Origin of the sequence: Streptomyces avidinii (assembly GCF_045161815.1) — a bacterium.
GTDB lineage: Bacteria > Actinomycetota > Actinomycetes > Streptomycetales > Streptomycetaceae > Streptomyces > Streptomyces avidinii.
The window spans coordinates 7,007,772-7,025,898 of record NZ_CP108863.1 but is presented as its reverse complement, the minus strand read 5'-3'; the positions used below and the strand labels follow the sequence as shown (position 1 = coordinate 7,025,898).

Genomic DNA, 18,127 nt, shown 5'->3' with positions numbered 1-18,127 from the left:
CCCTGGTCGGGCACGGCGGCGTCGCGTGAGGTGTGGGACGCGGCGCCGGGTCTCGGTATTCCCACAGCCGATGTTGCCCTCCCGGATCACGGAAGGGGCTGTTCAGTGGCTGCGGCGGGTTGAGTATGCCCGATCAGGGGCTTCCCGTCACCGGTGCAAGATCACTGCGCTGATCGGAGGGCTCCTCGAGAGCGGGAGGTGCCGGACACTCCGGGACGAACTCCTCGATCACCGTCAGTGTCGCGCGCAGCTGGCGTACCAGCAGGGCTCCGAGCTCGGCGCGGTCGGGCTGGTCCGGGGCGCCCAGTGCACCGATCCAGGCCAGGGTGGTTCCCTCGACCCCGGAGAGCCAGCCCACGAGGGCGAGCCGGGCGATCGGGGGGAGGGTGCGGCGTCCGTACGCGCCTTCGGCGATGGTGGCGACGAGCTCCTCGCGGACGGAGTCGCGGATGGCGAGCACCTCGGCGTCGGATCCGACGCCGCCGGTGACGATGGTGCGGTAGGCGGCGCGGTGGTGCTCGGCGTAGTACAGGTAGCCGTCGATGGTGCGGCGGACGCGCTCCACGCCCGGGAGGTCGGTGTCGCCGCCGGCGCGGGCGACGAGTTCGGCGACGGAGTCCTCGACGATGGCGAGGTAGTAGCCGCGCTTGCTGGTGAAGTAGTAGTAGATCAAGCCCTTGGCGACGCCCGCCTGTTTGGCGATGTCGTCCATGGAGAGCGCGTCGTACGAGGTGTCGGCGAACAACTTGCGCCCGGTCGCTATGAGTTCGGCCCTGCGCACCTGGGATCGCCCGGTCGTTCCGCGCTGTTGACTATTATTCAAATTCAGCCCTGGTCTCGAACTGCCACAGAATGCCCGCAGTATGGCAGACCCGGCTTCGCCCTCACGGGGCGAGCGCGAAGCAGGTGCTCGCGACCCCGGATGCGGTCGTCACCGAAGGGCCGCGGCCGGCGGCGTCGTGATCCCGGGCGTCCGGGAGGGGCTCAGAGCCAGCCGATCTGGGTGACGAACATGGCGACGACGACCACGAGGGTCCAGCCGAGCACGTGCTCCAGCCAGGAGGAGTCGTCCTTGGGACCTCCGGTACGGACGAGGTTCCGGGGGGCGGCGGTGGGGGCGGCGCTGTCGGCAGTCATGGCGTCCAATGTGCCAGCGTTCGCGGCTTTCACGGTAGATACGCCCTGGGTGGCATGCGTCACGCGAAATCCGACAGATCCGGACAGGGCGAACAGGGGCGGACAGCCGGCCATGCGGCCCGGACGGCAGACGGCCGGGCCCCGGCCTGCTCGGTCGGGACCCGGCACGCTCACACATCCGGCTTCCGGCGCCTTGCTCCGGCGCCCCGGTCAGACGCGGGACTCGCGGTTGCGGCCGGCCATGGCCGCCATCGCGAGGCCGAGGCACAGCGCGACACCTCCGGCGATCACATTGCTGACCACCGTTCGCGTCGTGTCCATCTCGCCGGCGATGGCCCACGGGGCGATGATCGTCCACGCGCCGAGGGCGACCGCCGTCCACGCCATCGCGTGGGTGCGCTCGTAGGCGGAACCCAGACCGCCCATGCACAGGCAGAAGGCCAGGCCGGCGATCAGGTTGTTGATGGCCAGCGGGGTGAGGCCGCTGAATCCTGCGATCCACGGCGAGGCGGCCAGGTACAGGCCCGTGATCAGGGCCAGCGCTTCGACGGCCTGCGCGCGGGGGGTGCTGGTCACCCGCTCGAACCGGGTACGCATCTCGGCGAGGTCGGGGTGGTGCTCGATGCTGGGATGGGTGGTCATGGCGGGCCGCCTCCTACTGAGAAGCCTTTATGTGCCATTTACCCCACTATGTTCCGCTTACCCGTGCCGCTTGGTCAACGGGGAAATTCGTGGCCCCTCACAGCACCCCCACCGCCCGCAGCGCGCGGATCTGTGCCCGGTTCGGGAGGGCCGGGGCGTAGAGGTAACAGATGCCACCGGAACCCGAGGTGACCTTGCCGGAGACGCCCGTGCGCTTGGTGCGCAGCCAGATGTTCTCCCACTCGGCGCGGCGGTAGACGCGGCGCACCGCGGGGTTGTCGGGCGAGTTGGGGTCGTTGGCGATCACGTCCCCGGCGGCGGTGAAGCCGATGACGGTCATCAGGTGGCCGGCGGTCCCGTAGCCCGCGCCCGTGAGCTCCTCCGGGCGGAACGACTGGGAGGTGATGGCCGGGATGCCGGCCCGGACCAGGGTCTCCAGGTCGGTCAGGGAGGTGAGGCGGGTGACGACTCCGGCGAGCCCGTGGTAGGTGGCGGCGTAGGCGGCGTTGAAGGGCCAGTTCCCGCAGCCCTTGTAGGCGGCGTCGTAGGTGGAGCGGGCCGCGTGGCAGATCTGCGGGTCGGCGTACCCCGGATTGACCCAGGTCAGGGCGGAGGGGGCGGGCTTGCCGCCCCAGTACTCGATGATCATCTGGGAGGAGGTGGGGCTGCACCAGGCCTCGCCGCCGTTGTCGTACTCGGGGTACTGGCCGGCGTGGACCTCCTGCGAGTAGCGCGGGACCTTCAGCTCGTGGGCGCTGCGGGCGGCGGGCGCGGAGGCGGCGACGGTGAAGCGGTCCGGCACGTCGGAGACCATGGCGCCGGCGAGCCGTACGGTGGGGCCGCGCTCGGCGCCCGGCTGCCGGTGGAGGGTGAGCCGGAGCTGCCAGGCCGCGATCCGCAGGCCGGCGGTCGCGGCCGGGGTGTCGAGGGCCAGGGTGTCGGTCCAGACGGTGGACCTTCCGTCGGTCTGGCCGTCCACCGAGGTGCGGCGGATGTCGCCGTCGCCCGAGGCCCAGCGGCCCATCACGTACCAGGGGGTGGGGGTGCCGTCGGTGTAGGTGCCGCGCAGTTCGATCTGGATCCAGGTACCGGCCGGGGTCCGGGCGTTCCAGGAGGCGATGGCCTCGGTGGCGGGCACCGTGGAGCGGTGCACCGGAGAGGTCCAGGTGGCGTACTCCCAGGTGGTCTTGCGCCCGGTGTGCGGGTCGGCGTACTCGGTGCGGCCGACGGCCGCCGCGATCTCCAGGCCGGGGCGGGAGCCGCCGACGGCGGTGGTGCCCCGGTGGGTGCCGGCGAGCCAGTGGGCGTAGGAGTACCAGAAGCGGTTGTCGACGGTGGGGCCCGGCAGCCGCGGGGCCGCGGGGGTGGCCGCCGAGGCGCTGCCCCCGGGGACGGTGGCGGCGGTGGCCGCGGCGGCCACCGCCAGTGCGGCGACGAGTACGGCCCTGCGCGGCGTGGGTTCGGTCATCGCGGGTTCCCCCAGGGTGGGTCGGCGTTCCGGCGGCACTTCGGCGGCTCGTGGCTGGCGCGTGGCTGGCACGTGGGTGGCATCACCCTTCCAGTTCCCGGCCTCGGCGGCCCGAAGCCACGGCTCGTGTCGGGCTTGTCTACGCTGGTCGGGTGGAGCCACAGCAGTCACTTGAGTCACTCGCACGGGAGCTCGCGGCCTCGGCGCCCTCGCTCGGCCCGGTGCGCCTGATCGGCATCGACGGGCACGCGGGATCGGGGAAGAGCACCTTCGCGCGGCGGCTCGCCGAGCTGCTGGGGGCGCCCGTGCTGCACCTGGACGACGTGGCCACCCATGCGGAGCTGTTCGGCTGGGAGGAGCGGCTGCGCGCGCAGGTGCTGGAGCCGCTCGCCGCCGGACGGCCCGCGCGCTGGGCCCCGTACGACTGGGTGGAGCGCCGCTTCGGGCCGGAGCGGGTGCTGGAGCCCGTTCCGGTACTGCTGGTCGAGGGGGTCGGAGCCGGGCGGCGGGCGTTGCGCCCGCGTCTGGCGCGGCTCCTGTGGATGGAGACGCCCCGCGAGGAGTCCTGGCAGCGGGGGCGAAACCGGGACGGGCGTGAACTTTCCGACTTCTGGGACGGATGGGAGCGCGCGGAGCGCGCGCACTTCTCCAACGACCCTTCGCGCTCCTTCGCCGACACCCTGGTACGCCAGAGCGGTACGGGATACGAGTGGTCTTCCGGGACCCGAGCGACGGCGGGAACCGCCACTTCCGTCACCGGGCGTGACGACCTCCCCCGGGCCTGAACGGACCCGGAATTCAACGCCGCCGGGCCCGGGCCGACCCGCTTGACCCGGGGCCCGCACCGGCCTTACGTTCTCAATGCGAGGCCTTCACAGGCCGGCGCGGACACGAAGCCCCCGATTGTTCCCCCGTGATCGGGGGCTTCGTTCTGCCCGCGGACCCCTCGCCGGCGGTGCCGCACCGGCCGATCCCGCCCCGATCATTCACCCTGAGTCACCGGACGCCCGAGGGGGCGCACGCCGGAACCGGGCCCGTCGCGCCCTACGTAAGGTGCGTGACCGCGGGTACGATGCAGCCCTGATTTCATCGGCGCAGTGGGCAACTCATGTGCTCGTCACAGGGGTTGCCGCGCACCACGGGGGCAGGCTTGTGGGGGACGTGATGGATTTCGGCACGCCGGGCAGCATGCACGCCCCGGCCGAACTGGCCTGGCTGCGCGGGGTCGACGCCTGCACGATGGGCGCCTATCCGCAGGCCGAGGAGGAGTTCCGGGCGGCCGTACGACTCGATCCCTCCATGGCCGACGCATGGCTGGGCCTGCACGCGCTCCGGGTCGACACCGGCAACGCGTTACTTCGCATGTACGCCCACCGGGACCGGTTCGGCGAGCAGCGCGCCCGGCACCGGCGGACGCTGAACTCCTGGTACTGGCTGGGCTGGTGGGTACAGCCGGTGCTGGAGAGCCGGCGGGACCTGCTCCTCGCGCATGCCTCGCACTGGCTGGACGGCCGCCACGTGCCGGAGCTGGACCAGGCGCTGGCCGCGCTGCCGCCGGTGGACACCGACGCGCAGGTGCGGTTCCTGCACGCCTGTCGCGCCTATCTGGTCAAGGACTGGGAGCAGCTGGTCCGGCACACCGAGCCGCTGGTGCACGATCCGCTGCTGGGCATCGAGGCCGGGCTGTTCGGCGGGATGGCGCGGGTCCGGCTCGAGATGTACGGGCAGGCGGAGCCGATGCTGGCGGCGGCGCTGATGCGTTGCCGCAGCGAGCAACCCCAGCGCAAGGAACTGCGGTACTGGCTGGCGCGGGCGCGGGAGGGCACCGGGCGCACGGCGGCGGCACTGCCGCTGTACCGGGCGGTGCACCGGGTGGATCCCTCGTTCATGGACACCGCGGCCCGACTGACGGCCATCGAGGACGGCGACGACACGGACGGTGTGGCCGATCTGGCGGGACTTGCGGGATACGCCGGGTACGGGGGATACGCCGGGCACGGCCCGTCCCCGGCCGGCGGGGACCTCGCGGCGGTCGCGCTGGGCGGCGGGCCCGTCCAGGACATCGCGGCGGACGGCCAGGTGGAACCGGATCCGCTGGCTCCGCCCACTCCCCCGACGGGTCGGGTGGAGGGGGCGCGGCGCAAGGCGCCCGTCCCGCCGCAGGGCACGCCCGAGGGGCTGCCGGCCGGGCCGGCGGACCCGGCGGCGCTCGCCGAGGCTCTGGCGGAGCTGGAGCGGATGGTGGGCCTGGAGCCGGTCAAACGGCAGGTGAAGGCGCTCTCCGCCCAGCTGCACATGGCGCGGCTGAGGGCGGGGCAGGGGCTGCCGGTGCAGCCGCCGAAGCGGCATTTCGTGTTCTCCGGCCCCTCCGGTACGGGCAAGACGACGGTCGCCAGGATCCTGGGCCGGGTGTTCTACGCACTGGGCCTGCTCGGCGGTGATCATCTGGTGGAGGCGCAGCGGGCAGATCTGGTGGGCGAGTTCCTCGGGCAGACCGCGGTGAAGGCGAACGAGCTGATCGATTCGGCGATCGGCGGGGTGCTGTTCGTCGACGAGGCGTACTCGCTGTCGAACTCGGGCTACAGCAAGGGCGACGCATACGGCGACGAGGCCCTGCAGGTGCTCCTGAAACGGGCCGAGGACAACCGCGACCACCTGGTGGTGATCCTGGCGGGCTACCCGGCCGGGATGGACCGGCTGCTCGCCGCCAATCCGGGGCTGTCCTCGCGCTTCACCACCCGGGTGGACTTCCCCAGCTACCGGCCGCTGGAACTGACCGCGATCGGCGGGGTGCTGGCGGACGCGAACGGAGACCACTGGGACGAGGAGGCGCTGGAGGAGCTGCGCAGCATCAGCGGGCACGTGGTGGAGCAGGGCTGGATCGACGAGCTCGGCAACGGCCGGTTCCTGCGGACCCTGTACGAGAAGAGCTGCGCGTACCGGGACCTGCGGCTGGCGGGCTTCGCGGGTGAGCCGTCGCGGGACGACCTGGCCACGCTCCGGCTGCCGGACCTGATGCAGGCGTACGGGGAGGTCCTGTCGGGCCGCGGCCCTCAGGAGCGGCCCGATCCCCCGGCGTTGTAGGGGCCGCGGGCGTGCTGCACGGGCGGTTCCGGGGGCTCGGCCCCGGACCCCGCGCTCGAACGCCGAAGGGGCCGCAATGGCCGCTGCGCGGCGACTCCGGCCCCTTCGTACTCGCGTACTCGCGTACTCGCGTACTGGACTACATGCGGCCCGCCGGGACCCGGTGGGACGGGTCGCGGACCTCGCCGACCAGCATTTCCAGGACGTCCTCCAGGGCGACCAGGCCCAGGACCCGGCCGGTCTGGTCCGCGACCTGCGCGAGGTGGGTGGCGTCCCGGCGCATGACGCCGAGGGCGTCGTCCAGCGGGACGGTGGCGCACAGCGTGGTCATCCGGCGCCAGACCCGCTGGGGCACGGCCTGCTCCCGGTCCTCCAGGTCCAGTACGTCCTTGACGTGCAGGTAGCCCATGAAGGCGCCGCTCTCCGCGCGGACGGGGAAACGGGAGTACCCGGTGCGCACGGTGAGCTGCTCGATCTGGCGCGGGGTCACCGCCGGGCCGACCGTGACCAGCCGGTCCGGGCCGAGGAGGACGTCGGTGACGGGGCGGCTGCCCAGTTCCAGTGCGTCCTCCAACCGCTCCTGCTCGACCGGCTCCAGGAGCCCGGCCTGCCGGGAGTCCTTGAGGAGCCGGCCCAGCTGGGCGGAGGTGTAGACGGCCTCGACCTCGTCCTTGGGCTCCACCTTGAAGAGCTTCAGGACCAGCTTGGCGCAGGCGCCGAGCGCGGTGGTGACCGGCCCGCACAGGCGGGCGAAGGCGACCAGGCCGGGGCTGAACCACAGGGCGGTCTTCTCGGGGGCGGCCATGGCCAGGTTCTTCGGCACCATCTCGCCGATCACCAGGTGCAGGAAGACCACGGCGCTGAGCGCGAACGCGTAGCCGAGGGGGTGGATCAGGCCCTGCGGTACGTGGACGGCGTGGAAGACGGGCTCCAGCAGCCGGGCCACGGTCGGCTCGGCGACCGCGCCGAGGGTGAGCGAGCAGATGGTGATGCCGAACTGCGCCGCAGCCATCATGCGGGGCAGGTTCTCCAGGCCGTGGAGCACCTGGCGGGCCCGCTTGGACTCGGCCGCGAGGGGCTCGATCTGGCTGCGCCGTACGGAGACGAGTGCGAACTCGGCGCCGACGAAGAAGCCGTTGGCGAGGACCAGCAGCAGGGCGAACAGGAGCTGGAGCGCGTTCATCGGGCGGCGCCTTCCAGCTCGGCCCGCTCGGGTTCGAACGCGGCCGCGCCGTCGGCCGCGGAGGCCGGGCGGTACGTACCGGCCGCGGGTACCGCCGCCAGCCGGACCAGCCGGACGCGCTCGGCGCGGTTGCGGCCGACGCGGCGGACGGACAGCTTCCAGCCGGGGAGCTCGGCACGGTCCCCGGGGGCGGGGATCCGGCCGAGGAGGTCGGCGACGAGCCCGGCGACGGTCTCGTACGGTCCCTCGGGCACTTCGAGGCCTATCCGGCGCAGGGTCTGCACCCGGCAGCTGCCGTCGGCCTCCCAGGAGGGGCGGCCGTCCTCCGCCGGTACGGCGGCCAGTTCGGGGCCGTCGTCCTCGGCGGAGTCGTGCTCGTCGCGGACCTCGCCGACGAGTTCCTCCACGATGTCCTCCAGCGTGACGACTCCGGCGGTGCCGCCGTACTCGTCGACGACGACGGCCATCGGCTGCTCGCTGCGCAGCCGCTCCAGCAGCGGCTGCACCGGCAGGGAGCCGGGCACCAGCAGCGGGGCGACGCAGATCCGGCTCACGCTCGTGCGGTCGCGCTCCGACTCGGGCACGGCGAGGGCGTCCTTGAGGTGGACCACGCCGGTGACCTCGTCGATGCGGTCGCGGTAGACCGGGAACCGGGACAGGCCCGTGGCACGGGTCAGGTTGAGCACGTCGGCCGCGGTGGCCGTGTGCATCAGGGCGCTGACCTTCACCCGGGGGGTCATGACGTGCTGGGCCGTGAGCTCGCCCAGCGAGAGGGTCCGTACGAAGAGGTCGGCGGTGTCCTGTTCCAGGGCGCCGGCCTGGGCCGAATGGCGGACCAGGGAGAGCAGTTCGCCGGGGGTCCGCGCGGAGGCCATCTCCTCGGTCGGTTCCACGCCGAGCAGGCGCACGAGGCGGTTGGCCACGGCGTTGAGACCGGCGATCACGGGCCGGAAGGCCCGGGAGAAGGCGTGCTGGGGGCCGGCGACGAAGCGGGCCACCTGGAGCGGCCGGGAGACCGCCCAGTTCTTCGGGACGAGCTCGCCGACGACCATCTGGACGGCGGAGGCGAGCAGCATGCCGATGACGACGGCGACGCCGGAGACGGCTCCCCCGGTGAGGCCGGTCGCGGCGAGCGGCCCGGCCAGCAGTGCGGCGAGGGCGGGCTCGGCGAGCATGCCGACCACGAGGGAGGTGATGGTGATGCCGAGCTGGGTGCCGGAGAGCTGGAAGGACAGCTCCCGAAGGGCTTTGACCACCGTACGGGCACGGCGGTCACCGTCGGCTGCGGCGCGTTCGGCCTCGGCCCGCTCCACGGTGACGAGGCCGAATTCGGCGGCCACGAAGAAACCGTTGGCGAGGATGAGGGCGAAGGCCGCCGCGAGCAGAAGTAGCGGGATGGTCATGCCGCCGCCTCCGGGGGGAGGGCGGCGCGGGTACTACCGGACGATCCGTCCATTGCTGGAGGGAGTCACTCCTCGAGTCGCAGGTGCCCACGGGCCACGAGGTCCCGGGGCCGGTGGGAGGGCGCACAGCTGCGCCCCGCCACCAGGGTAGTCATTGAGCTCCCGGCCGCAACGGTACGCAGCCACGAGGATGGTCCGACTCAGTGGTCGTTCGGGCCCGTTCCGCGCGCCTCGGCCAGTGTGCGCAGGGCGCGTGCGTCGCCGATCGCCTGCTGCTTGGCGACCCCGGGCTGGATGCCGAGGGCGGGCAGGCTGGTGCCGTCGCTGAGGTCGAGGAAGACCCACGGGTCGCCGGGGCGGAGGTTGACCCGCAGGATCTGGGCCCACTCCAGGCGCCGGGTGGTGGTGAGGTTGACGACGGTGACGCCGGCCTCGTCCGCGACCACCTTGGGGCGGCTGAGCAGGACGAGTACGGAGCTCAGCAGGACGGCGGTGAAGACGAAGCTGATCCGCTCGCCGGGGCTGAGGTTCTCCAGCAGCACGGCGATCGCCGTGATGGTGGTGAACATGGCGAGGCCGACGCCCAGCAGGACGACCCGGGTGCGGGTCGGCCGGAAGGTGACCGGCAGGGCGGGCGTGACGGGCTGGGCGGCGGACTCGGCCATTGGTGCGTTGCCTTCTGGAGGTGACGTGCGGGTCGGGCGGTCGGCGGCCCGGCGTGCGGCACGCCGCCGGGCTCCCGCCTGGGGTGCCGGGCTAGAGGCGGCAGGCGTGGATCGAGGTGGTGAGGATCGCGCGCGCGCCGAGCTCGTACAGGTCGTCCATGATCCGCTGGGCTTCCTTGGCGGGGACCATCGCGCGGACGGCGACCCAGCCCTCGTTGTGCAGCGGGGAGACGGTCGGCGACTCCAGGCCGGGGGTGAGGGCGACCGCGCGCTCCAGGTGCTCGGCGCGGCAGTCGTAGTCCATCATCACGTAGCTGCGGGCCACCAGGACGCCCTGCAGGCGGCGCAGGAACTGCTGGACCTGCGGGTCGTCGGCGTCGGCGCCGTTGCCGCGGATGACGACGGCCTCGGAGGTGAGGATCGGCTCGCCGATGACCTCCAGGCCGGCGTTGCGCAGGCTGGTGCCGGTCTCGACGACGTCCGCGATGATCTGGGCGACGCCGAGCTGGATGGCGGTCTCGACGGCTCCGTCGAGGTGGACGACGGAGGCGTCGATGCCCTGCTCGGCGAGGTGCTTGGCGACGATTCCCTCGTACGAGGTCGCGATCGTCATCCCGTTGAAGTCCTCGGGGCCCTTCGCCGTGCCGGGGGTGGTGGCGTAGCGGAAGGTGGAGCGGCCGAAGTTCAGCGGCAGGATCTCCTCGGCGCTGGCGCCGGAGTCGAGCAGCAGGTCGCGGCCGGTGATGCCGATGTCGAGGCGGCCCGAGGAGACGTAGATCGCGATGTCCTTGGGGCGGAGGTAGAAGAACTCCACCTCGTTCTCGGGGTCGACGACCACGAGCTCCTTGGACTCCTTGCGCATCCGGTAGCCGGCCTCATGGAGCATCGCCGACGCCGGTCCGGAGAGTGAACCCTTGTTGGGGACGGCGATGCGCAGCATGGGGCTTCCTTTGGGGCGTGGATGTACGGATTGCGTGCGGGGTGTGCGTGCCTGGCTCAGAGGTGCGCGTAGACGTCGTCGAGGGAGATCCCGCGCGCCACCATCATCACCTGGACGTGGTAGAGCAGCTGGGAGATCTCCTCGGCGGCGGCTTCCTTGCCCTCGTACTCGGCGGCCATCCAGACCTCGGCGGCCTCCTCGACGACCTTCTTGCCGATGGCATGGACGCCCTTGCCCACGAGCTCGGCGGTGCGGGAGGTGCTGGGGTCGCCGTTGGCCTTGGCCTGGAGCTCGGTGAAGAGCTCTTCGAAGGTCTTGGAGGATTCGTTCGCCATGATGGTCCTCAGAATACGGGGTTCCCCTACGCCACTCAGCGCCAGGGTTCGCTGACGGTCCGCAGGGTCATGGCGGTGGAGACGGCGGCGGTGACCGCTTCGTGCCCCTTGTCCTCATTCGACCCTTCGAGCCCGGCGCGGTCCAGCGCCTGCTCGTCGTTGTCGCAGGTCAGTACACCGAAGCCGACGGGGACTCCGGTGTCGATCGACACCTGTACCAGGCCCTGGGTGACGCCCTGGCAGACGTAGTCGAAGTGCGGGGTGCCGCCGCGGATGACCACTCCGAGGGCGACGATGGCATCGTAACCGCGACCGGCCAGTACCTTCGCCACGACCGGGAGCTCGAAGCTGCCGGGGACCCGGAGCAGGGTGGGCTCGTCGATGCCCAGCTCGTGCAGGGCCCGCAGGGCTCCGTCGACCAGTCCGTCCATGACCTTCTCGTGCCACTGGGCCGCGATCACGGCGACTCGGAGGTCTCCGCAGTTCTTCACGCTCAGTTCGGGTGCGCCCTTGCCGCTCACAGCTCTGCTCCTCGGTGGTTCGTGTCGGTGGTTGGCCGGTGGTGAAACCGGTGGTGGACATGCGTACGGGTGGTGGTGCGTGCCTACTGGTTGCCGCAGGCGGAGGTGGTGACGGGTCCGTCCAGCCAGGGCAGGTCGTGGCCCATCCGGTCCCGCTTGGTGCGCAGGTACCGCAGGTTGTGCTCGCCGGCCTCGATCGGCATCGGCTCCCGGCTGGTGACCGTGATGCCGTGCCGGACGAGGGCGTCGGACTTCTCGGGGTTGTTGGTCATCAGGCGGACGCCGTGCACGCCGAGGTCGGCGAGGATCTGGGCGCCTGCGCCGTAGTCGCGGGCGTCGGCGGGCAGGCCGAGTTCCAGGTTGGCGTCGAGGGTGTCGCGGCCGCGCTCCTGGAGCTCGTACGCGCGCAGCTTGGACAGGAGTCCGATGCCGCGGCCCTCGTGGCCTCGCAGGTAGACGACGATGCCGCGGCCCTCGGCCTTGATGCGTTCCATGGAGGCATGCAGCTGGGGGCCGCAGTCGCAGCGCTGGGAGGCGAAGATGTCGCCGGTCAGGCATTCGGAGTGCATCCGGACGAGGATGTCGGAACCGTCGCCGATCTCGCCGTGGACGAGGGCGACGTGCTCGACGCCGTCGACGGTGGAGCGGTAGCCGTACGCCGTGAACTCGCCGAAGGCGGTCGGCAGGCTGACCTCGGCCTCGCGGCGCACGGTCGGCTCGGCGGAGCGGCGGTAGGCGATCAGGTCCTCGATGGAGATGATCGTCAGGCCGTGCTTGCGGGCGAAGGGGATCAGCTCGGGCAGGCGCAGCATGACGCCGTCCTCGCCGGCGATCTCCACGATGGCACCGGCCGGGCGCAGGCCCGCGAGGCGGGCCAGGTCGACGGCGGCCTCGGTGTGGCCGTTGCGGACCAGGACGCCGCCGGGCTTGGCGCGCAGCGGGAAGACGTGGCCGGGGCGGACGAAGTCGCCGGGCTCGGAGACTCCGTCGGCGAGGAGGCGCAGGGTGGTGGCGCGGTCGGCGGCCGAGATGCCGGTGGAGACGCCGTGGGCGGCGCTCGCGTCGACGGAGACGGTGAAGGCGGTCTTCATCGACTCGGTGTTGTTCTGGACCATCTGGGGGAGTTCGAGCCGGTCCAGCTCGGCGCCCTCCATGGGGGCGCAGATCAGGCCGCGGCACTCGCTCATCATGAACGCGATGATCTCGGGGGTGGCCTTCTCGGCGGCGATGACGAGGTCACCCTCGTTCTCGCGGTCCTCGTCGTCGACGACGACGACGGGGCGGCCCGCCGCGATGTCGCGGATGGCCTGCTCGACGGGGTCGAGGCGGAAGGTCTCTTCGGGGATGTCGGGCACGGGCTTGAGGCTGGTCATGCCGTTGCTCCTTCCAGGGCCGGGGCGGGGGTGGTGCGGGAGCGCTGGTACCAGTCGTAGGCGCCCCACAGCACGAGGGCGAAGTAGACGACGTAGACGAGGCCCGAGAAGGCCAGTCCGTTGTTGAAGGCGAGGGGTACGCCGACCAGGTCGACGAGGAGCCAGGCGAACCAGAACTCGACGAGGCCGCGGGCCTGGGCGACCATCGCGACGATGGTGCCGACGAAGATGTACGCGTCGGCCCACGGGCTCCACGAGAGGTTCGGGAAGAGCGTGAAGAGGCCGCCGACGGCGAGGGTGCCGAGCGCCGCACCGGCCAGGAGCAGACCGCGCTCCTTCCAGGTGGCGGTGCGCACGGCGATCGAGCCGTCCTGGGCCTTCTGGCGCCCGAGCTGCCAGGCGCGCCAGCCCCACACGGCCACACCGATGACGAGGAGCTGCTTGCCGACGCCGCCGGCGAGGTGCGCGGAGGCGTAGGCGGCGATGAGGATCAGGCCGGAGAGGAGCTGGGCGGGCCAGGTCCATATGGAGCGGCGCCAGCCGAGGGCGAGTGCGGCGAGGCCCATCAGGTTGCCGATCATGTCGGACCAGATGACCTTCTGCCCGAAGACGGTGAAGGCCTCCGCGTTGAGCCAGGTCAGGGCGCTCACCGGGTTTCTCCCGTCGCGTGCAGCGGGTTCACGCCGGCGGCCAGGAGGCGCTCGACGTACTTCGCGAGGACGTCGACCTCCAGGTTGACGGGGTCGCCGCTCTGCTTGTGGCCGAGGGTGGTCAGCGCCAGGGTGGTGGGGATGAGGCTGATGGTGAACCAGTCGGCGGCGGCCTCGACGACGGTGAGGCTGACGCCGTCGACCGTGATGGAGCCCTTCTCGACCACGTAGCGGGAGAGGTTCGCGGGGAGGGCGACCTTGACGATCTCCCAGTGCTCCGAGGGGGTCCGGGAGAGGATCTCGCCGGTGCCGTCCACGTGTCCCTGGACCAGGTGGCCGCCGAGCCGTCCGCCGAGGGCCATGGGACGCTCCAGGTTGACCCGGGAGCCCTTGGTCAGGGCGCCGAGGCTGGAGCGGTTCAGGGTCTCCTGCATGACGTCGGCGGTGAACTCGCCGTCCGCGGTCTCCACGACGGTCAGGCAGACGCCGTTGACCGCGATGGAGTCGCCGTGCTTGGCGCCCTCGGTGACGAGTGGGCCGCGGAGCCGGAAGCGGGAGGCTTCCTGGAGCTGCTCGACAGCGGTGACCTCGCCCAGTTCTTCGACGATTCCGGTGAACACTCAGTGCTCCTTGGTGGCGGGGGTGGCGGGGACGGGGACTGCGGTGATGCGGAGATCGGGGCCGATGCGGACGGCCTCGGTGATGTCGAGGCGCAACGCACCGGAGATGTTCTTGATTCCGGCGTCGGCGAGGGCCGCGGGGCCCGCACCGAGCAGGGCCGGCGCGAGGTAGCCGATGACGCGGTCGACGGCGCCGCACTCCAGGAAGGCGCCGGCCAGCGTGGGGCCGCCTTCCAGCAGGACGGAGCGCACACCGCGCAGGAACAGGCGGGTGAGGAGGTCATGAACGCCGATGCGGCCGTCGTGCAGGGGCAGCCGGAGCAGTTCGACGCCGGTCAGGTGCCGGGTGTCGGCGTCCTCGCCGACGACGAGCAGGGTGGGCGCGGCGTCGTCGAGGATGCGGGCGGTCGCCGCGATCGTGGCGCGGGTGTCGAGGGCGATCCGCAGGGGTTGCGTGGCGCCTTCGACGCCGCGCACCGCGAGGTGCGGGTCGTCGGCGCGCAGGGTGCCGCCGCCCACGAGGACGGCGTCGCTGCCGGCCCGCAGCCGGTGGACGTCGGCGCGGGATTCGGCGGAGGTGATCCAGCGGCTGCTGCCGTCGGCTGCGGCGCTGCGGCCGTCGAGGGTGGCGGCGTACTTCCAGGTGACGTGCGGCCGGCCGAGGCGTACGGAGGTCAGCCAGGCGGCGTTGCCCGCCTCGGCCTCGTCCGCGAGGAGTCCGGCCGCGGTGTCGATCCCGGCTGCGCGCAGGGTGGTGGCGCCGCCGCTGGCCTGCGGGTTCGGGTCGGAGACGGCGTAGACCACGCGGGTGATGCCGGCGTCGGCGAGGGCCTGGGCGCAGGGCCCCGTACGGCCGGTGTGGTTGCAGGGTTCGAGGGTGACGTAGGCGGTGCCGCCGCGGGCGGCCGTGCCTGCCGTGCGCAGGGCGTGGACCTCGGCGTGCGGGCCGCCGGCCCGCTCGTGCCAGCCCTCGCCGACGACGGCGCCCGCGGCGTCGGTGATGACGCAGCCGACGACGGGGTTGGGGCTGGTGGAGCCGAGTCCGCGGGCGGCGAGCTCGATGGCCCGTCGCATGGCACGGGTGTCCGCGTCGGGTGCTGCGTGCGCGGCGTGTGTCGCCACCGGGTCCTCCTGCCTCATCGGGCACGGACTCCGGGGCCTGTCGGGATACGACAGATGAAGCGGTACAGCACACGGGGGACGCCGAGGCCGGAAAAACGGCTCGACCCGGCATATCCACAGGGATATGCCGACGAACCGCCGACGGCGGCGTACCGGTGACTGGCCCGCCGCGCACTGCCTCCCATCCGGACTTTAACCGTCGGTCCAGGAATCTCACCTGGTCAACCGGCCGCTGGCTGCGGACGGGTCGCGGACTATAACCGCCGGTTCGGAATTACACCGACCCCGGAGTGCGCTGCTACTGGTACTGGTACTCCAGCCAGTCTGCCACGCGCGATCGCCTGCCATGCAGGCGATGCGGTGTGGCCTGGCTCACAGCGAGTCGCCGCCCATGCGGACTTTGCCAACTGGGACAGGGTTGGTCCAGACCTATTGACTGGGTGGTCTAGTCCTCTTAACGTTCCCTTCATCTTCCCGGGAACGGCCCGTCAGATGTGCGCACGTCACGGGCCAACACGCTTGCGCACCACCCCTGTTGCTTCATGTTGTGTCCACTTGTGTCCTGCATCCTCCCCTCCCCAGGAGGCACAATGCTGTCCCCCACACGTACGAGAGCGATGCTCCTGGCATCCGGCGCAGCAATCGCCGGACTCCTGGTGGGCGGGCTCTCGGCGGGCGTCTCGCACGCGGCCGACAACGAGACCTGTCGCCCCGACGGGCTCTACAGAACCGCCGGCGTCGACGTCCCGTACTGCTCGGTCTACGACTCCGAAGGCCGCGAGAAGATGGGCGCCGACCACCAGCGTCGCGTCATCGGCTACTTCACCGGCTGGCGCACCGGCAAGGACGGCACCCCCGCCTACCTCGCCAACAACATCCCGTGGTCCAAGGTCACCCACCTGAATTACGCCTTCGCCCACGTGGGCGCCGACAACAAGATCTCCGTCGGCTCGGACAGCGTGAACAACGCCGCCACCGGAATGACCTGGCCCGGCGTCGCGGGCGCCGAGATGGACCCGGCCCTCCCCTACAAGGGCCACTTCAACCAGCTGACGAAGTTCAAGAAGCAGTACCCGAACGTCAAGACGCTGATTTCGGTCGGCGGCTGGGCCGAGACCGGCGGCTACTTCGGCGACGACGGCAACCGGGTCGCCTCCGGCGGCTTCTACTCGATGGCCACGAACGCCGACGGCTCGGTCAACCAGGCCGGCATCGACACCTTCGCCGACTCCTCCGTCGAGTTCATCCGCACGTACGGGTTCAACGGCGTCGACATCGACTACGAGTACCCGACCACCATGAAGGACGCCGGCAACCCGCTGGACTGGCAGCTGGCCAACGCCCGCCGCGCCGGTCTGGTCCAGGGCTACGCGGCCCTGATGAAGTCGCTGCGCGAGAAGCTCGACCGTGCGGGCGCCGCCGACGGCAAGCACTACCTGCTCTCCGTCGCCGCCCCCTCCTCCGGCTACCTGCTGCGCGGCATGGAGACCTTCCAGGTCCAGAAGTACCTGGACTACGTCAACATCATGTCCTACGACCTGCACGGCGCCTGGAACGAGTACGTCGGGCCCAACGCCTCACTCTTCGACGACGGCAAGGACGGCGAACTCGCCGCCGCCGGCGTCTACTCCACCTCCCAGTACGGCGGCATCGGCTACCTCAACACCGACTGGGCCTACCACTACTTCCGCGGCTCGATGCCGGGCGGCCGCATCAACATCGGTCTGCCGTACTACACCCGCGGCTTCAAGAACGTGCAGGGCGGCACCGACGGCCTGTGGGGCAAGGCTCCCGCGACCACCTGCCCGGCCGGAGCGGGCCTGACCAAGTGCGGCGACGGCGCGGTCGGCATCGACAACCTGTGGCACGACAAGGACACCAACGGGGTCGAGTCCCCGGCGGGCTCCAACCCGATGTGGCACGCCAAGAACCTGGAGAAGGGCGTCGTCGGCGACTACGTCACCAAGTACGGCTTCCCGGCGAACACCGCGCTGAGCGGCACCTACGCCCGCAAGTACGACTCCACCCTGGTGGCGCCGTGGCTGTGGAACGCGCAGAAGAAGGTCTTCCTCTCGACGGAGGACGAGCAGTCGGTGGCCGCCAAGGCCGACTACGTGGTCAACAAGGGCATCGGCGGCACGATGGTCTGGGAGCTCGCGGGCGACTACGCGTACAACGCGGCCAAGGGCCAGTACGAGATGGGTGACACGCTCACCGACACGATGTACCAGAAGTTCAAGTCGGCCTCCCCCTACGGGGCGAAGAAGGCGGGCGCCACCGCCCTGCCGACCCAGGCCGTGGACATCAAGACGGAGTTCACCGAGTTCAAGCTGGGCGACTCCAACTACCCGCTCACCCCGAAGCTGAAGATCACCAACAACACGAACGCCACGCTGCCCGGCGGCACCGAGTTCCGGTTCGACTACGGCACCTCGGCCCCGAACAACGCCTCCGACCAGTCCGGCTTCGGCACCACGGTGATCAGCAGTGGCCACACCGGCAACAACGTCGGCGGCCTGAAGGGCGACTTCCAGCGGGTCTCCCTGAAGCTCCCGGCCTGGCAGACCCTGGCCCCGGGCGCCTCCGTCGACCTGGCGTTCAACTACTACCTGCCGGTGTCCACCCCGTCGAACTGGACGGTGACCGTCTCCGGCACCACCTACGCCCTCGCGGGGGACCTGGCGCGCGGTACGACGCCGGTGCAGCCCGGCTCCACCCAGCCGCCCACCAATCCCCCGACCACTCCTCCCACCACCCCGCCGACCACTCCCCCCACGACTCCGCCGACCACGCCTCCGGGCGGGACCTGCACCAACCCGGCGTACGTGGCGGGCACGGTCTACAACAGCGGCAACCTCGTCTCCCACAAGGGCCGCAACTGGAAGGCCCAGTGGTGGACGCAGAACGAGGAGCCCGGTACCACCGGTGAGTGGGGCGTCTGGAAGGACCAGGGCGCCTGCTGACCCCCTGCGCCGATCCTCCGC

General features: G+C 71.4%; 17 protein-coding genes and 1 riboswitch. Of the genes, 3 read left to right on the top strand and 14 right to left on the bottom strand.

The features are described 5' to 3' along the window. Positions 1-133: 133 nt before the first annotated feature. The 4 genes from OG373_RS31760 to OG373_RS31745 form a co-directional block, all read right to left on the bottom strand. Entirely contained in the window at positions 134-823 is a 690-nt protein-coding gene (locus OG373_RS31760; protein WP_405441801.1) for a TetR/AcrR family transcriptional regulator, read from the bottom strand. A gap of 161 nt (positions 824-984) precedes the next feature. Then, positions 985-1,137: an SCO1431 family membrane protein gene (locus tag OG373_RS31755; RefSeq protein WP_106977581.1), complete on the bottom strand. Its 153-nt coding sequence runs from the start codon at positions 1,135-1,137 to the stop codon at positions 985-987. Between the two features lie 210 nt (positions 1,138-1,347). Continuing rightward, a complete protein-coding gene (locus OG373_RS31750) occupies positions 1,348-1,779 on the bottom strand; it encodes an SPW repeat protein (RefSeq protein ID WP_398675894.1) in 432 nt (143 codons plus the stop codon). A 97-nt stretch (positions 1,780-1,876) separates the two neighbouring features. Next, positions 1,877-3,247: a peptidase C39 family protein gene (locus OG373_RS31745; RefSeq protein ID WP_405441799.1), complete on the bottom strand. Its 1,371-nt coding sequence runs from the start codon at positions 3,245-3,247 to the stop codon at positions 1,877-1,879. Positions 3,248-3,399: 152 nt separating this feature from the next. On the opposite strand from OG373_RS31745, the gene OG373_RS31740 reads away from it, so the two are divergent. Beyond that, the gene (locus OG373_RS31740) at positions 3,400-4,032 is read left to right on the top strand and encodes a uridine kinase (RefSeq protein ID WP_405441797.1); all 633 of its coding nucleotides are present in this window, start codon (positions 3,400-3,402) and stop codon (positions 4,030-4,032) included. Between the two features lie 379 nt (positions 4,033-4,411). Further along, positions 4,412-6,331, top strand: a complete 1,920-nt coding sequence (locus OG373_RS31735; protein WP_397733481.1) for an AAA family ATPase — start codon at positions 4,412-4,414, stop codon at positions 6,329-6,331. A 139-nt stretch (positions 6,332-6,470) separates the two neighbouring features. Here OG373_RS31735 and OG373_RS31730 read toward each other — a convergent pair whose 3' ends face one another. From OG373_RS31730 to ribD, 10 genes are all read right to left on the bottom strand, one after another. Then, positions 6,471-7,514 (bottom strand): hemolysin family protein, encoded by a 1,044-nt coding sequence (locus OG373_RS31730; protein ID WP_405441796.1) that lies wholly within the window; start codon positions 7,512-7,514, stop codon positions 6,471-6,473. Further along, the gene (locus tag OG373_RS31725; RefSeq protein ID WP_405441795.1) at positions 7,511-8,917 is read right to left on the bottom strand and encodes a hemolysin family protein; all 1,407 of its coding nucleotides are present in this window, start codon (positions 8,915-8,917) and stop codon (positions 7,511-7,513) included. Before OG373_RS31725 ends, OG373_RS31730 begins: the two co-directional genes overlap by 4 nt. 200 nt (positions 8,918-9,117) lie before the next feature. After that, complete coding sequence (locus OG373_RS31720) at positions 9,118-9,582, bottom strand: PH domain-containing protein (RefSeq protein WP_405441794.1); 465 nt, start codon at positions 9,580-9,582, stop codon at positions 9,118-9,120. Between the two features lie 91 nt (positions 9,583-9,673). Then, a complete protein-coding gene (gene hisG, locus OG373_RS31715; RefSeq protein ID WP_397733474.1) occupies positions 9,674-10,522 on the bottom strand; it encodes an ATP phosphoribosyltransferase in 849 nt (282 codons plus the stop codon). 56 nt (positions 10,523-10,578) lie between these two features. Beyond that, on the bottom strand, positions 10,579-10,857 hold the full coding sequence (locus OG373_RS31710) for a phosphoribosyl-ATP diphosphatase (RefSeq protein WP_052875834.1): 279 nt from the start codon (positions 10,855-10,857) through the stop codon (positions 10,579-10,581). 35 nt (positions 10,858-10,892) lie between these two features. Further along, positions 10,893-11,378, bottom strand: coding sequence for a 6,7-dimethyl-8-ribityllumazine synthase (gene ribH, locus OG373_RS31705; RefSeq protein ID WP_007262951.1), 486 nt, complete (start codon positions 11,376-11,378; stop codon positions 10,893-10,895). An 83-nt stretch (positions 11,379-11,461) separates the two neighbouring features. Further along, a complete protein-coding gene (locus OG373_RS31700) occupies positions 11,462-12,751 on the bottom strand; it encodes a bifunctional 3,4-dihydroxy-2-butanone-4-phosphate synthase/GTP cyclohydrolase II (protein ID WP_405441793.1) in 1,290 nt (429 codons plus the stop codon). Next, positions 12,748-13,401 carry a nicotinamide riboside transporter PnuC gene (locus tag OG373_RS31695; protein ID WP_405441792.1) on the bottom strand — a complete coding sequence of 218 codons (654 nt, stop codon included), beginning with the start codon at positions 13,399-13,401 and terminating at the stop codon, positions 12,748-12,750. The genes OG373_RS31700 and OG373_RS31695 overlap by 4 nt, the downstream gene beginning before the upstream one ends. After that, positions 13,398-14,021, bottom strand: a complete 624-nt coding sequence (locus OG373_RS31690; RefSeq protein WP_405441791.1) for a riboflavin synthase — start codon at positions 14,019-14,021, stop codon at positions 13,398-13,400. Before OG373_RS31690 ends, OG373_RS31695 begins: the two co-directional genes overlap by 4 nt. Then, on the bottom strand, positions 14,022-15,161 hold the full coding sequence (ribD, locus tag OG373_RS31685; protein ID WP_405441789.1) for a bifunctional diaminohydroxyphosphoribosylaminopyrimidine deaminase/5-amino-6-(5-phosphoribosylamino)uracil reductase RibD: 1,140 nt from the start codon (positions 15,159-15,161) through the stop codon (positions 14,022-14,024). It abuts the gene before it with no gap. A 149-nt stretch (positions 15,162-15,310) separates the two neighbouring features. Next, positions 15,311-15,441: riboswitch (FMN riboswitch) on the bottom strand. Between the two features lie 292 nt (positions 15,442-15,733). Here ribD and OG373_RS31680 point away from each other — a divergent pair. Next, positions 15,734-18,106 (top strand): chitinase C-terminal domain-containing protein, encoded by a 2,373-nt coding sequence (locus OG373_RS31680; RefSeq protein WP_405441788.1) that lies wholly within the window; start codon positions 15,734-15,736, stop codon positions 18,104-18,106. Positions 18,107-18,127 lie beyond the last annotated feature (21 nt).

Coding starts and splice junctions, on each gene's coding strand:
- OG373_RS31680 (WP_405441788.1), top strand. CDS start 15,734: ATGCTGTCCCCCACACGTACGAGAGCGATGCTCCTGGCATCCGGCGCA.
- OG373_RS31735 (WP_397733481.1), top strand. CDS start 4,412: ATGGATTTCGGCACGCCGGGCAGCATGCACGCCCCGGCCGAACTGGCC.
- OG373_RS31745 (WP_405441799.1), bottom strand. CDS start 3,247: ATGACCGAACCCACGCCGCGCAGGGCCGTACTCGTCGCCGCACTGGCG.
- OG373_RS31750 (WP_398675894.1), bottom strand. CDS start 1,779: ATGACCACCCATCCCAGCATCGAGCACCACCCCGACCTCGCCGAGATG.
- OG373_RS31755 (WP_106977581.1), bottom strand. CDS start 1,137: ATGACTGCCGACAGCGCCGCCCCCACCGCCGCCCCCCGGAACCTCGTC.
- ribD (WP_405441789.1), bottom strand. CDS start 15,161: ATGAGGCAGGAGGACCCGGTGGCGACACACGCCGCGCACGCAGCACCC.
- OG373_RS31710 (WP_052875834.1), bottom strand. CDS start 10,857: ATGGCGAACGAATCCTCCAAGACCTTCGAAGAGCTCTTCACCGAGCTC.
- OG373_RS31720 (WP_405441794.1), bottom strand. CDS start 9,582: ATGGCCGAGTCCGCCGCCCAGCCCGTCACGCCCGCCCTGCCGGTCACC.
- OG373_RS31700 (WP_405441793.1), bottom strand. CDS start 12,751: ATGACCAGCCTCAAGCCCGTGCCCGACATCCCCGAAGAGACCTTCCGC.
- hisG (WP_397733474.1), bottom strand. CDS start 10,522: ATGCTGCGCATCGCCGTCCCCAACAAGGGTTCACTCTCCGGACCGGCG.
- OG373_RS31725 (WP_405441795.1), bottom strand. CDS start 8,917: ATGACCATCCCGCTACTTCTGCTCGCGGCGGCCTTCGCCCTCATCCTC.
- OG373_RS31730 (WP_405441796.1), bottom strand. CDS start 7,514: ATGAACGCGCTCCAGCTCCTGTTCGCCCTGCTGCTGGTCCTCGCCAAC.